11 protein-coding genes and 1 tRNA gene are annotated in these 14,149 nt (G+C 59.6%); 7 read left to right on the top strand and 5 right to left on the bottom strand.

Going from position 1 to position 14,149, the window contains the following annotated elements; translation table 11 throughout:
• The first annotated feature begins 10 nt into the window (after positions 1–10).
• From AB4Y89_RS14405 to AB4Y89_RS14395, 3 genes are read left to right on the top strand one after another with little or no spacing between them, the layout of a single operon-like run.
• A complete protein-coding gene (locus tag AB4Y89_RS14405) occupies positions 11–1,090 on the top strand; it encodes a glycosyltransferase family 9 protein (protein ID WP_442301628.1) in 1,080 nt (359 codons plus the stop codon).
• Positions 1,087–1,650: a methyltransferase family protein gene (locus AB4Y89_RS14400; protein ID WP_442301627.1), complete on the top strand. Its 564-nt coding sequence runs from the start codon at positions 1,087–1,089 to the stop codon at positions 1,648–1,650. Before AB4Y89_RS14405 ends, AB4Y89_RS14400 begins: the two co-directional genes overlap by 4 nt.
• Before the next feature lie 31 nt (positions 1,651–1,681).
• A complete protein-coding gene (locus tag AB4Y89_RS14395) occupies positions 1,682–2,488 on the top strand; it encodes a DUF3108 domain-containing protein (protein ID WP_442301626.1) in 807 nt (268 codons plus the stop codon).
• A 6-nt stretch (positions 2,489–2,494) separates the two neighbouring features.
• Here AB4Y89_RS14395 and AB4Y89_RS14390 read toward each other — a convergent pair whose 3' ends face one another.
• Both AB4Y89_RS14390 and AB4Y89_RS14385 read right to left on the bottom strand, forming a co-directional pair.
• The gene (locus tag AB4Y89_RS14390; protein ID WP_442301625.1) at positions 2,495–3,286 is read right to left on the bottom strand and encodes an SDR family NAD(P)-dependent oxidoreductase; all 792 of its coding nucleotides are present in this window, start codon (positions 3,284–3,286) and stop codon (positions 2,495–2,497) included.
• A gap of 573 nt (positions 3,287–3,859) precedes the next feature.
• Complete coding sequence (locus AB4Y89_RS14385) at positions 3,860–4,444, bottom strand: TetR family transcriptional regulator C-terminal domain-containing protein (RefSeq protein WP_442301624.1); 585 nt, start codon at positions 4,442–4,444, stop codon at positions 3,860–3,862.
• Between the two features lie 189 nt (positions 4,445–4,633).
• Between AB4Y89_RS14385 and AB4Y89_RS14380 the strand changes: the two genes are divergently transcribed.
• Positions 4,634–4,710, top strand: a tRNA-Pro gene (locus tag AB4Y89_RS14380).
• A 281-nt stretch (positions 4,711–4,991) separates the two neighbouring features.
• Positions 4,992–6,164, top strand: coding sequence for a glycoside hydrolase family 27 protein (locus AB4Y89_RS14375; RefSeq protein ID WP_442301623.1), 1,173 nt, complete (start codon positions 4,992–4,994; stop codon positions 6,162–6,164).
• 337 nt (positions 6,165–6,501) lie between these two features.
• Here AB4Y89_RS14375 and egtD read toward each other — a convergent pair whose 3' ends face one another.
• The 3 genes from egtD to AB4Y89_RS14360 all read right to left on the bottom strand — a co-directional run bounded on the left by egtD (position 6,502) and on the right by AB4Y89_RS14360 (position 9,618).
• Positions 6,502–7,494 (bottom strand): L-histidine N(alpha)-methyltransferase, encoded by a 993-nt coding sequence (egtD, locus tag AB4Y89_RS14370; protein ID WP_442301622.1) that lies wholly within the window; start codon positions 7,492–7,494, stop codon positions 6,502–6,504.
• The gene (gene egtB / locus AB4Y89_RS14365) at positions 7,491–8,777 is read right to left on the bottom strand and encodes an ergothioneine biosynthesis protein EgtB (RefSeq protein WP_442301621.1); all 1,287 of its coding nucleotides are present in this window, start codon (positions 8,775–8,777) and stop codon (positions 7,491–7,493) included. Before egtB ends, egtD begins: the two co-directional genes overlap by 4 nt.
• A gap of 139 nt (positions 8,778–8,916) precedes the next feature.
• Positions 8,917–9,618 carry a VIT1/CCC1 transporter family protein gene (locus AB4Y89_RS14360; protein ID WP_442301620.1) on the bottom strand — a complete coding sequence of 234 codons (702 nt, stop codon included), beginning with the start codon at positions 9,616–9,618 and terminating at the stop codon, positions 8,917–8,919.
• A gap of 96 nt (positions 9,619–9,714) precedes the next feature.
• On the opposite strand from AB4Y89_RS14360, the gene AB4Y89_RS14355 reads away from it, so the two are divergent.
• Complete coding sequence (locus tag AB4Y89_RS14355; RefSeq protein ID WP_442301619.1) at positions 9,715–10,506, top strand: hypothetical protein; 792 nt, start codon at positions 9,715–9,717, stop codon at positions 10,504–10,506.
• A 96-nt stretch (positions 10,507–10,602) separates the two neighbouring features.
• Entirely contained in the window at positions 10,603–14,142 is a 3,540-nt protein-coding gene (locus tag AB4Y89_RS14350; RefSeq protein WP_442301618.1) for a TonB-dependent receptor, read from the top strand.
• Positions 14,143–14,149: the final 7 nt, after the last annotated feature.

Genomic DNA, 14,149 nt, shown 5'->3' with positions numbered 1-14,149 from the left:
CAATCGAAGTTTGACCTCCGATCTTCATCGCAAGCCTGGCTCCGCTCCCCGCATTCTGGTGGTGCGCACCGGCGCCATGGGAGACATCCTGCATGGCATGCCGGCGATCGCAGCGCTTCGTCAGGCGTTTCCCCACTCCGAGATCGGATGGGTCGTAGAACCGCACTGGGCGCCGTTACTTGAAACATCGATAACAGCAAAGCCACGTTCGACAGAACGGCCTCTGGTGGATCAGGTGCACTTCGCCGAGACACGGGCATGGAGCAAACATCCGGCTTCGATAACGACGCTGCAGAGCATCCAGCAGTTGCGCCGGGAGCTGCGGGCTCGGCGGTATGAGATTGCGATCGATCTGCAAGGTTCGATTCGCTCGGCAATCATCGCGAAGCTGAGTGGAGCGAAACAGATTGTCGGTCCTGCGGAACCGCGCGAGAAGCAGGCGCGTTGGATGTACGGAACGAAGGTAGTGACGCAAGCAGAGCACGTGATTGAGCAGGGCTGTGAGATTGCGAGCGCGCTCAGTGATGTTCGGCTGCTCCCCGCACAGGTTTCGCTTCCCATCGATCCTGAGGCGGAACGATGGGCGGAGACGCAGATCGACCTACAGGCTAAGGAGCACACCGTACTGCTGGCTCCATCGGCGGGATGGGGAGCGAAGCAGTGGCCGGCGGAGCGATATGGGGAACTGGCGCTGCGGCTTAGCAGGAAGGGATACTCTGTCCTGGTGAACGCCGTTCATGAACAAGACCCGCTAGCGGCTATTGTGGTCCACGCCAGCGAAGCTACAGCAAAGCCCGTGGTTGCCAGTATCGCCCAGTTGATTGCGCTGACGCGGCGGATAAGGCTGGTGGTTGCGGGGGATACGGGGCCGCTCCATCTGGCTGCGGCGCTGCAGGCGCCCGTGGTGGGTATCTTTGGTCCGACGGATCCCGCGCGCAATGGACCGTATGGGACGCGCGGCCGCGTGCTTCGCGATGCCGGCAGCGTGCGTGATCATCGGCGGCATGCCGCGCCCGAGGCCGGGCTGTTGCGTATTTCGGTCGACCAGGTTGAGACGGCCGCACTTGAACTTCTGGAGAACAATGCATGAGTGCTCAACGCACACGATGGCAGAAGATTGCCCGCCGCATCCGCGTGCCGCTGGGATTTGTCTGCGCAGCGATCTTTCTATATGTGGCAAGACCCAGCGTGATCACACTGCTGGCGAGTATTCCGATCGTAGGCTGTGGGCTGTGGCTGCGTGGATATGCCGCGGGGTACGTGAAGAAGAATGCGGAGCTGACACAGACGGGACCCTATGCGCACACGAGGAATCCCCTGTACCTGGGGTCGATTCTGATTGCGGTGGGATTTGCAGTTGCGGCACGGAGCTGGCCGATGGCCGTAGTGCTGGTGGCGATGTTTCTGGCGATCTACCTGCCGACGATCCGGTCGGAGGAAGAGTATCTACGCGCGCACTTTTCTGACTTCGACGAGTATGCAAAGCGTGTTCCGCGGCTGTTGCCGAGGCTGACACCTGCGCGTACGACAGCGACGAAGGGGAGCTTCTCGCGGGAGCTTTACCTGCGTCACCGCGAGTACAATGCCCTTATGGGTGCGTCGGCGATTTATGCGGCCCTGGTAGCGCGGCTGCTGTTTTGGCCTCGCTGATCTTCCTGAGAGAATGGGCAGCAGTTTGCATTTGACCAGACGATTGACCAGACGATTTTTCGCCGTCGCCGCTACCCTTGCGCTCTCTGCCGCCGGCAACACACAACAGCCACAATCGGCGGCGCCTGCCGCCGCTCCGGCAATGGCCGCGCCCCAGGCTGGTTATACCTTCGCAAGCCCGCAGACTCTTACATTTACGGTCGACTGGCGTGTCTTTACCGCAGGGCAGGCGGTGTTTCATCTGGAAAACGTCAACGGACAGATGAAGGTCACGGCAACGGCGGACACACTGGGCGCGGTGAACATGCTCTACCCGGTGTCGGACAAGTATCAGGCGAGCTTCGATGCAGGTACGGGATGCTCTGCGAGCTTCTCGAAGCAGATTCAGGAAGGCCGTCGTAAGGTCAATACCGACCTGACCTTCAACTACGCCGCCGGGAAGCAGATGCTCTTCGAGCGCAACCTGATCAAGGGCAACACCAAGCAACAGGAAGCTCCGATTCCGGCATGCGTCACCGATTCCCTCTCGGCGATCTTCTATGCGGCATCACAGCCGATTGTGGTGGGACAGAACATAACGCTGCTGCTGGCTGACTCGATGCGCGTGGTGCCGGTGACGATGAAGGCCGAGGCAAAGGAAGAGATTAAGACTCCGGCAGGAACCTTTCAAACCATCCGCGTGCAGCCGACGGCCGATGCGGGCATCGTGAAGAATCGCGGCAATATCTGGATCTGGTACACGGACGATGCGCGCCATCTGCCGGTACAGATTCGCGCGCATCTTCCATTGGTCTTTGGGACCATTACTTTCCATCTACAGTCGGTGGAGTCGAAATAACTTCTTTCAGGCAGAGATACCGTAGCGCGTAGCCGGGTACTGCTTCGAGAGATTTGGGGCGAGAGCCTTGCGGGCGTTATCGGCCTTCTCCCAGTCGGCGACATCGGGCAGAGATGGAATGGTGACAAGCTCACCGATTTCGAGGCCCTTGAGCGCTGCGTCGACGAGGTTCTCCGGCGTCATAACTATTTCAGCGGGAAGGTTGTGGACGGGGAGCTTTGCTTTATCCCAGAAGGGCGTATCGATGGCTCCGGGAAGCACGGCCTGGACGCGGATGCCCTTGTCCTTGAGCTCGTTGTAAAGCGATTGCGTAAGTGCGAGAACGAAGGCCTTGGTACCGCCATAGACGCCATTGAGCAGGTCGGGAGCGACGGCGACGATCGAGGCGATGTTGATCAGTGTGCCCTGCTTGCGATCGGCAAAACCGGGAAGAACCGCCTGTGTCAAACGTGTGAGAGCGGTCACGTTCAGGGTGATCATGTGCTCCATCTCGTCGGCTGGCGAGTCAATGAGTTTGCCGGTGGCGCCGAGACCGGCGTTGTTCACGAGAACCGTGATCTTCTGGTTGTTGCGAAGAATCTCTTCGATACGTGCGAGGTCGCTCTTGTTAGCGAGGTCGGCGGTGACAGTTTCGATCTTGCGGCCGGTCTCGCCGGCGATGTGCTGGGCATGCTGTTGGAGTTTGGCGGCGTCGCGGGCGACGAGGATGAGGTCATAGCCTTGTTTGGCGAGGCGGTCGGCGTAGACGGCTCCGATACCTGTGGATGCTCCGGTGATGAGTGCGATTCCCTTGCTCATTGTGTTTCTCCTATCGCGATCGTTGATCGATCTAAAGCAATAGAGTAGACCGGTCGGTCTAATGATTCAGGAAATTTGGTTTTTTTGTCATTTCGCAGTGACCAACGGGAGCGGAGAAATCTGCTTTTCCACCCATACGTTTAATTGCCAGAAAAGCCTAGAGCATTTTTCCTGTAGGTGTAGCCCGGGGCTTATGCATCTATGGGCGTTTTCCGCAATGAAAACGCCGCTGCACGCTCCTCCCGGGATACCCAGCAACAGGAAAAATGCTCTAAGCGCTGAAGGCGCGTTCTATATCAGCCTGGGGTGAAGCCCCAGGTCTCCGAGCACATGAAAGGGTGAAGGGCTGAAGGCCCGCTCTATAGTCCTCCAGTAATGGATTCGAACTGCCGCACGGGTCGTTCAAATACGAGGTAGAGAAGCAGATTTCTCCACGCCCGTTGGTCGACCCACCCCAGCCAGCAAACTGGCCGGGGACCCTGGTCGCTGCGAAATGACAAACAAAAAGACGGTCGAGCTTCGCTCGATGCCCAGGTCCCTTAAAGGGACCCGGGGCACCCGATTTGTGCGTTGTCAGGGTTTAGCAAGCAGAGTCCCAAAGGCAAGCTTAAGGAAGTTATCCAACGGAGCGTTGGAACGTTCTCCTTTGGCTCGCATCAAGGCGCCTTCATACGCATCCAGCAGTAGTCCGGCGAGTTCCTCTGGCTTTGCTGTACGGGCGAGGTCGCCCCGTTCCATCGCCTCTTCGAGGAGAGACGCGAGGCCCTGCCGCCATCCGGCAAAAGCCTGCTTCAGGGAAGCTTGAATGATGTCGCTGTGGTCGGCGATCTCAAGGCTCATGCCTCCCACGAGGCAGCCGCTGATCTTATTCTGCGGACCGTAGGTCGCGATCAGCTCTTCGAAGTAGCGGCGAAGGCGTTTGAGGGGAGCTCCCTTCGCTTCCACAACGACACGTTGCCAGCGAGCCAATTCGCCGGCGCTGTAACTTTCGAGCACGGCCTTGCCAAAGGCTTCCTTACTGGGAAAGTAGTGATAGAACGAGCCCTTGGGGATGCCGGCCTCATCCAGCAGCTCTTTCATCCCGGCGGCGCCATAGCCGACGGACCGCATCTGCTTCAGGCCAACCTCCAACAGACGTTCCCGTGTCCCTTCCGCCATGAACTGACTCTCCCCCTAGACCAACTAGTTAGACCAACCAGTCTAATCTTTCGATGAATTTCCAGGAAACTTCGATTCGAAGGAGGGGAGCGGGCGCGACGGACGATCCTCTGGTATGCTTAACAAGTTGGCTCGTGCGCGTGTTCCAGGCCCGCCGTTGTTGCAGCCGGCATCCTCACAATCAAGAATCGGGGAGTGGCTCAGCCTGGTAGAGCACCTGCTTCGGGAGCAGGGGGTCGGAGGTTCGAATCCTCTCTCCCCGACCATTCATACAGACAATTTTTAGGTAGACGCCCAGCAGTTGCTAGTTCCTTGTTGCTAGTTCCTTGTTGCTAGTTGGTGTTTCGACAAATTTCGAGATACCCCTTAGTGAAAGCCGGAATGAAACGTTTGACTGGCGCGATTTGGCGGAAACCGGCTAGAGCATTTTCCCTGTAGGTGTCGTGTAGGGCTCCCGCGTCGATGGGCGTTTTCCGTAATGAAAACGCCGCTGCACCCCCGCTCCGGGATACCCAACAACAGGGAAAATGCTCTAGGATGGCGTCGCATGAAATTTCTACGTTTGCTCCCCTTCGTAGTCGCGTTGCCGCTTGCCGCGCAGCAGCGCGTTGCCCTCACACCGCCCATGGGCTGGAACAGCTGGAATCACTTCGCGGGACGCGTTACGGATGCCGATGTCCGCGCCGCGGCCGATGCCATCGTCTCCAGCGGCATGAAAGATGCCGGCTACATCTACGTGAATATCGATGACACGTGGGAAGGCAAGCGCGATGCCAGCGGTGTCCTCCATACGAACGAAAAGTTCCCGGATATGAAGGCGCTGGGAGATTACATCCACTCCAAGGGCCTGAAGTTCGGCATCTACTCTTCGCCCGGACCGCAGACCTGCGCTCGCTTCGAGGGCAGCTATCAGCATGAAGAACAGGATGCGAAGACCTGGGCTGAGTGGGGTGTCGATTACATCAAGTACGACCTCTGCAGCTATCGCACCATCATGCGTGAAGCCGCAGCCAAGGATCCTGCCAACGGCGAGAAGATCCAGTCGGACCTGATGCGGCAGGCGTATCAGAAAATCTCCGACGCCATCCGCAAGACTGGCCGCCCGATGGTGCTCTCACTTTGTCAGTATGGCTGGGACGAGGTGTGGACGTGGGCGCCGGCCCTGGGCGGCAACCTGTGGCGGACCACCGGCGATATCAGTGACAGCTATCTCTCGATGTCGCAGATCGGTTTCTCGCAGGCTGGCCTCTCGAAGTATGCCGGGCCGGGACACTGGAATGACCCTGACATGCTGGAGGTCGGCAACGGCCGCATGACTGCTGAGGAGTACCGCACTCACATGAGCCTGTGGTCTCTACTGGCCGCTCCGCTGCTTGCCGGCAATGACCTGAGCAAGATGAGTGATGAGACCAAGTCGATTTTGCTGAACAAAGAGGCGATCGCGATCGACCAGGATGCGCTGGGGAAACAGGGTGACCGTGTCTGGGCGAAGGGTGCGCTGGAGGTATGGGCGAAGCCATTGAGCAACGGCAAAGTTGCGGTGGGTCTGTTCAATCGCAGTCTTGAGGCGGCGCCGGTGAGTGTCCGCTTTGCGGATGCGGGGGCGAAGAGCTCGGCTAAGGTACGTGATGTGTGGGCGGGTAAGGATCTGGGCACGAAGCAGGGTTCTTATACAGCCAATGTGGCGCCGCATGGTGTGGTGTTGTTGATTTTGGAGTAGAGGAATGTAAGGAGAACCGGGCCCCGCGGTGCGGGCCCGGTTTGTTTTTAAGATGAAAGCAGATCCCTTCGGGATGACAAAGTGTTCGAGCGTAGCTCGAATGTCTTGCTTAAGGGGACGGCTTCAGTCGTCCCATATTGAGGCCTTACAAGATTGCGGCTTTAGCCGCATATCTTCTCGCTTTGTTTCGGCACGGCTGAAAGCCGTGCCCTTAAGCAAAACATTCGCACCTTTGGTTCGAACTTGCTGCACGAAGTGCAGCGGAAAAGCAGATCCATCGCGTTCACTCAGACTGACAAACAAGATGGATCGAGCGAAGCTCGATCCATCTCTTGTACTAATCCGGTAGCAGGCGAGCAAGGGTGACGGAGAACCAGTTGCGGTCGTCGCGCCATTGTTTTTCTGCGCGGAAGCCGGTGTCGGCGAAGAGATCCCGCAGGCTCTGTGTGGTGAACTTGTAGCTGTTCTCCGTGTGGAGGGTTTCGCCGGCTTCACACTCGATGGTTCCCAGTGAGGGGAAGTGGATCGCCTGCCGCCGGAGGGCCTGCAGGTGCATTTCGATGCGGCTCTCATGCGGATTCCAGGTGGCGATGTGGCGGAAGGCCGAGAGATCGAAGTCTGCGCCCATCTCCCGATTCAGGCGGCGAAGTACATTGCGGTTGAACTCGGCGGTAACGCCGGCGGCGTCGTTGTAGGCAGCCAGCAGCGTCTCCTCGTCTTTGATCATGTCGGTGCCGAGCAGCAGCGCATCGCCGGGACGAAGGATAGAAGCGAGGTTGCGCAGAATGGAGCGGGCCTCTTCGGGCGAAAAGTTGCCGACCGAAGAACCGATATAGAGCGCTAAAAGACGACCATCCACCATCGGGCGATCCAAGGGATCGAGCACATAATTGCGGACCATCGGATGGACATGCACGCCAGGCAGGCGGCGTTCGAGCGAGATGCGAGCCTCATCGAGCGCGCTGGCAGAGACATCGACCGGGATGTAACGAACACCTCCCTGCCTTCGGACGACGTCTTCGAGAAGGATGCCGGTCTTGGTTGCAGTACCTGCTCCCAGCTCAAGAACCGACAGGCGCTGCTTCCCTGCCGCCGCGGCGATGATCGCCGCACCGTGCCGCTCAAAGAGAGCGCGTTCGGTGCGCGTGGGATAGTATTCGGGCAGTTCGGTGATTCGCTCAAAGAGAGCCGAGCCATCTTCGTCGTAGAAGAGCCAGGGCGAGAGTGTTTTCTGTCCCTCGCAGAAGAGTCCGTTGCGGACCTCGCAGGAGATGGCGTACTGCAGTTCAGGCGAGATACAAGCTGGAAGCATCGGGACTGCAGCGCTCATGCGTTGGCTCCATCGGCAAGGCGGATACCGGAGAATTGCCAGCGCGTAGCCGGCTGGAAGAAGTTGCGATAACTGACGCGAAGATGGCTGACCGGCGTGACGCAGGAGCCGCCGCGCAGCACCATCTGCGAGGACATGAACTTACCGTTGTATTCACCCAACGCACCCGGCAGAGGCTTGTAACCGGGGTAGCCGGAGTAGGCGCTGGCAGTCCACTCCCACACATCCCCGAAGATCTGGGTGAGGCCCGGTGTGATCGACGCCGAAGAAGGATGAAGCAGACCGCTCTCAAAGAGATTGCCTGAGATGGGACGCTGAGCGGCGGCATGCTCCCATTCGAACTCCGTGGCGAGACGTTTTCCGGCCCAACGGGCAAAGGCATCGGCTTCGAAGAAGCTGACATGACAGACAGGAGTCTCTGAGAGATTTTCCAGGGACTGCCAGCCGCGCAGCGTAAAGATCTGCCACTTACCTGCTTCATCGCGGCGCCAGTAGAGCGGAGCGCGCCACCCTTCACGCTCGAGGGTATCCCAACCTTCGCTAAGCCAGAGCTCGGGGCGTTGATAGCCTGCGTCTTCCATGAAGGCGAGGTACTCGGCACAGCTCGTCAGACGGGAGGCAAGCCGATAAGGCTCAAGGAAGACGCGATGGCGCGGTGTCTCGTTGTCGAAGCTGAACTCGCTGCCCGCATCGCCGATCTCCACCAGACCACCCTCGCAGCCGACCCAAGCGATGGGAGGCGCGGGAATCTCGGCAACCGGCAGAGCGCCTGCGACAAAGGCCGGGTGCAGTGGATTAGTGAAGAAGGCGTGCTTGATGTCGGTTGCGATGAGTTCCAGATGCTGCTGCTCGTGATGCAGACCGAGGAGGAGACGGCTGAGCGCGGCTTCGGGAGCGCCGGTCTCAAGGAGACGATCCATGGCCTCGTTGACATGACGGCGGAAGGCGAGAATCTCGTCGAGGCCGGGACGGGAGAACGAGGCACGGAGCTTCTTCTCCGGCATCTCTCCGAGCGACTTGTAATAACTATTAAAGAGCCAGAGGAACCGGTCGTCGAAGGGACGATAGCCCGGGACGAACTCGCGGAGGATAAAGGTCTCGAAGAACCAGCTCGTATGAGCCAGGTGCCATTTGGTGGGGCTCGCCTCCGGGCAGGACTGCACCATCATGTCTTCGGCAGTCAGGCTACGACAGAGTTCCTCCGTCGCGCTCCGTGTTTCACGGAAGCGCATACGCATGAGGCCCGCATTGGTCTGCTGTCCTGCGGCATCTTCAATCGGCATTCGTTGTTCCTCGCGTAAGGGATCAGATGCCACAGAGTGCGGGGTTGTTGCTCTTTTTAGTTTGCGGATTCAATGCAACAAGTTAAGGAAGAAAGTAGGACGACTTTTTAACTCGGAACTAAGTTTGCCACGATCTCTGTTACACCGTGCTGAAGAGTTTTGCCAGACCATAGGCCGCGGTCGCTGCCAGGCCGCCGACCAGAACCGTCTGTGCGGCGCTGCGCAGCCAGTGTGTCCCCAGAAACCGACCCTTGACCGCGCCAAAAAGCGCCAGAGCCAGCAGAGTAATGACCACCGAGAGCTGCAGCGCTTGGGTGGCACTCGAGAGCACGATATACGGCATAAGAGGAACAAGACCGCCGGCGACGTACGAAAAGGCGATGGTGGCTGCGCTGACGGTGGCCCGGCGAGGATCGGGTTCGTCGAGGCCGAGCTCGAAACGCATCATGAAATCGACCCATGCTTTGGGGTCACGCTTCAGCGCCAGCAGTACCGGCTCGCTCTCCTGCCGGGTGACGCCGTACTGCTGAAAGATCTCGTAGATCTCCTCTTCCTCGTCGCGGGTGTGGGTGACGATCTCGCTTTGCTCACGCTTGCGCTCAGAGGTATAGTGTTCGGCGTCACCGCGAGCGGCCAGGTAGCCGCCCAGCCCCATGGCCAGAGAGCCGGCCGCGATCTCAGCCAGACCGGCTAGTACTACCAGGTGAGTGTTGGCGACGGCTCCGCTGAGACCAGCGGCCAGGGCGAAGGGGACGGTGAGTCCGTCGGAAAGTCCAATGACGACATCGCGGACCGTATCCCCGGACAGAAAGTGCCGCTCATCGTGCACTGCGGGATTCATCCTTTGGAGTGTATCGCCATGACAAAATTTCCTCTTGCAAAACGCGTCTTTCGGCAGGGGAAGCCGTCTCTTGCATTAGACATTCCCGTAAGAGGTATGACCACCATGACACATCTGGCAATCCGATTCGCATCTCTGCTTGGAGTTCTCGCCGTCCCTGCCGCTCCGGTAACGGCTCAGATGATGGGTGGCGGCCCGATGGGTCCCGGAGGCGGACAGGCGGTTCGAGGCACGGTTACCTCAGCCACTGCAGACAGCATTGCCATCAAAGGCGACGATGGCGCCAGCTATAAGGTCGTAGTCACGGTGAATACCCGGATCATGCAGCAGCGCGAGCCGGTAAAGGCCGCCGACATAAAGCCCGGCGAATACGTTGTCGCGATGGGTCAGGCCGACGAGGCGACCAAAGAAGTCCACGCCGGCGTGGTGATGGTGATGTCCGCCGAGCAGGCGGAGCAGATGAAGGCGCGCGCCGCCGAGCTGCAGGCAAGCCTGGGCAAGACCTGGATCATGGGAAAGATCACGGCGATGGATGAGACCAAACTGACCATCGAGCGGCCGGACAAAGTATCGCAGGTGATTGAGGTGGATGAGAACACCTCAATGCATCGCGGAGGCCGGGGGGCCATGATGGGCATGGGGCCTGGAGGCGGTATGGGCGGTGGCATGGGTATGCGCCGCAACCAGGATGGGCAGAACCAACAGGGACCGCCGCCGTCAGAGGGAGAGGCCATTACCTTGGCCGACATTAAGGTAGGCGACAACATCCGGGCGGAGGGAGCGTTGAAGGGCAACACCTTCGTTCCCAAGACGCTGAATGTGCTGCCGCAGCGTGGCCAACGTGGACCAAGGCCCGGCGGCGAGCAGAACCAGCCGCCACAGCAGTAACATCATTGGCCCTTAGCTTTTCGCGGCTGCCGGCTGCTAACCGCGGGCCGACGAAGTGTATCTAAAAGCCGCATTTGACGTTTGGAGATCGATATCGTGCAAACGGCATACATTGCCATGGTGTCTCTGGCGCTGCTTTCCCCGGCAATCGCTCAGGAAGCTACCCCTGCGGCGGCCGCGCCTCAGACTGCGCCCCAAAGCGCTCCGCAGACCTCGCCACAAGGTGCAATGCAAGACGCCCCCGGCGCCCCCGCGGCAACAGCAGAAGTACAAGGCGGCATTATTCGCGGTACGGTGAAGACCGGCAATACTCCTCTTCCGGGTGTTGCGATTACGGCCACCAATACGCTGACCGGCAAGAAGTACACGACCAGCACGGACATTACCGGCGCCTTCCAGATGGCGATTCCGAAGAACGGCCGTTACGTGGTCAAGGCGGAGCTGGCGGCTTTTGCCCTGGACACCAAAGAAGTGCTGTTCAACGCGGCCTCTCCGCGAGAAGCGACCGCAGCCTTCGGTCTGCAGCTCGCCAGCCGCGCGGCCGCCGCTGAACAGCAGCAGACAACCGCCGCCTCGCGCATCCAGAACGGCATGCAGTCGCTTGCGATGGCCGGGTTGGGCGATGCGAATACGTCCGATGCCTCAACCGGAACGGCCAATACCGGCGTAAGCATGCCCACGATGAGCGGTATGGGAGATAACTCCGCTACCGAATCCGTGGCTGTAACCGGGCAGATGGGTCAGACGAACGGTCTGGCGAACTTCAACGAGGAAGAGATTCGCAACCGTATTGACGACGCCATGGCGCAGGCACGGCTGCAGGGCGGTGGACAGGGCGACCAGATCAATGCAGTGGTGAACATGATCGGCGGCATGTTGACGGGCGGAGGGCCGGGGGGTGGTCCAGGAGGTGGAGGCCCGGGCGGCGGTGGTGGAGGCTTCGGTGGTCCGGGTGGGGGTGGCGGCTTCATGATCGCCGGCGGCGGCATGGGGCGCGGCGGTTTCCGCAACTTCAACCCGACCCAGTTCCACGGCTCGCTGTACTTCCGCGGAGGCAACGGAGCATTGGACGCCACCAGCTATTCGCTGACCGGCAATCCCAATAAGCCGGACTACTCCAACAGCACCTTCGGTCTTTCACTCACCGGCTCACCGTATATCCCCGGTCTGTTCAAGCCGAACACCAAGCAGTTCTTCTTCCTGAATGCACAGGGCACGCTGAGCACGACACCGACGAACCTTTACGGTACGGTGCCGACACTGGCGCAGCGCACCGGTGATTTCTCGCAGTACCGTCCCGCCAGATCGACTGCGATCGTACCGATCTACGACCCTCGGACGGGAGCGCAGTTCGCCTGCAACGGCCAGACGAATGTGATCTGCGCAAACCGCATCACCTCGCAGGCTGCTGCGCTGCTGAACTACTATCCTGCGCCAAACCTGTCGACGTCGAACTCGCAGGGATATAACTACCAGACGATCGCGACCTCGCAGAGCAATCAATGGAATATCAATACACGCTTCATTCGTAACTTCGGACAGGCGAGCGGCCCTTTCGGTGGACGCTTTGGCGGTGGCGGCGGAGGTGGAGGGAGACAGGGCGGAGGCAATGCAACCAGCCGCCGGCAACAGCAGCAGGCCCTGCGGCAGAACATCAATATCGGTTTCAATTACTCGAACTCTGACTCCGCCACGCCGAATATCTTCTCTGCCCTGAATACCTCGGGAACCTCAACCGGATATGGTTTCAACCTTGGCTACACTATCGGTAAAGGGCGGCTGAACAATAACGCCACGCTGAACTGGAACCGCAGTAACTCGATCACGACCAACCTGTACACCAACCAGTCGAACCCGGCATTGGCTGCCGGCATCCTGGTGGGAACAGCAGCGACGCAGGCGAATCCCTTCTACTACGGCCTGCCATCGCTTTCGATCACGAACTTCACCGGCTTTTCGAGCAGCTCGCCGTCGAACCGCGTTGGCCAGACCCTCTCGTTCTCGGACTTCGTAGGATGGAACCACGGCAAGCACAACTTCCGCTTCGGCTTCGATCTGCGGCGCGTGCATAGTGACTCGATCGGCGGCAACAACACGGTCGGTGCATTTACCTTCTCCGGGTATGCGACACAGGCGCCTGGCAGCACCAACGGGTCGGGCGCGGGCTTTGCGGACTTCCTGCTCGGTCTGCCGCAACAGTCACGCATTCAGGCGGCCCTGTACAAGAACTATCTGCGTGAATGGGTCTATGACGGGTATGCGCAGGATGACTATCGTGTTGCCTCGGGCCTGACGCTGAACTACGGCCTGCGCTATGAGTACTTCTCTCCGTACGTGGAGAAGTACAACCACCTGGTAAACCTCGACCACAACGCCGACTTCACCGCAGTGTCGGTTGTTCAGCCCGGCGCCAACGGGCCCTATACCGGCAGCTTCCCGCGGTCGCTGGTGAATCCGTATCGCGGCATGTTTGCTCCGCGGGTGGGCCTTGCGTGGCGCCCGAAGTTCATCAAGCAGACCGTGGTTCGTACCGGATACGGCATGAACTACAACACGACGCAGTTCGGCAGCTTTGCCGGCTCGCTGTCGAACCAGCAGCCCTTCGCTGTCACCCAGACCAATATCGCCAACCAGCAGGGATGCGGCGTGCTACAACTGGCGAGCGCCTTCAACTGTTCGACGGCGGCGGTGCAGAACAACTTCGCCGTCAACCGCGACTACCGGCTGGCGCGGGTGAATATCTGGAACCTCGATATTCAACACACCTTCGGCCTGGGCATCGTGATGAATGTCGGCTACAACGGGACCACTGCCGGCGACCTGGATATGCGCCGAGCTCCGAACCGCACAGCAACCGGCCTGACCACCACTGGAGCGCAGGCGTTTACCTATGAAGACTCCTCGGGTTACTCGCGCTTCAACGCCCTGAGCGTAAACCTGCGCAAGCGCATGCAGAAGGGCATCAGCATGGGAGCGACCTATCAGTACGGCCACTCCATCGACAATGCCAGTTCGATCGGCGGAAGCTCAGCCACGGTCGCGCAGAACGATCAGAGACTTGATCTCGAAGAGGGCAACTCCAGCTTCGATGTGCGGCATAAGGTAACGGGCAACTATGTTTTCGAGCTTCCCTTCGGACCGAACCGCGCCTTCCTGGCAAGCGGCGGAGCGTGGTCACACATCCTGAATAACTGGAATATCTCGGGCAACTTCACCTTTGCTACAGGCGGTTACTTCACACCGCAGTATGTGGGAACCACCGCGCAGACGGCGACGGGCGGCAACTACACGCTGCGCCCCGATCGAGACTTCTCGCAGTCGATTGCCGGTCAGGGAAGCGTAGGACGCTGGTTCAATACGGTGGCGTTCCTCACCGAATCGAACCCTACGCACTTCGGCAACTCTTCACGCAATTCGATCCGCGGTCCCGGGACGGTTTCCAACGATATAGCGTTGGCGCGTAACTTCAGCTTCGGCGATACACGCGGGCTGGAGACGAGGTTCTCGGCGACGAACATCTTCAACACCGTGCAGTACTCCGGCATTAACAGCACGGTGAACTCACCCACCTTCGGCCAGGTAACAAGTGTGGCCGCGATGCGGCGCATCACCTTCCTGGCACGGTACCGGTTCTAGACAAGAG

Origin of the sequence: Terriglobus sp. 2YAB30_2 (assembly GCF_052114765.1) — a bacterium.
Lineage (GTDB): Bacteria > Acidobacteriota > Terriglobia > Terriglobales > Acidobacteriaceae > Terriglobus.
Note: the sequence above shows the minus strand (reverse complement) of the source record. Positions and strands in the feature narration are given on the sequence as shown.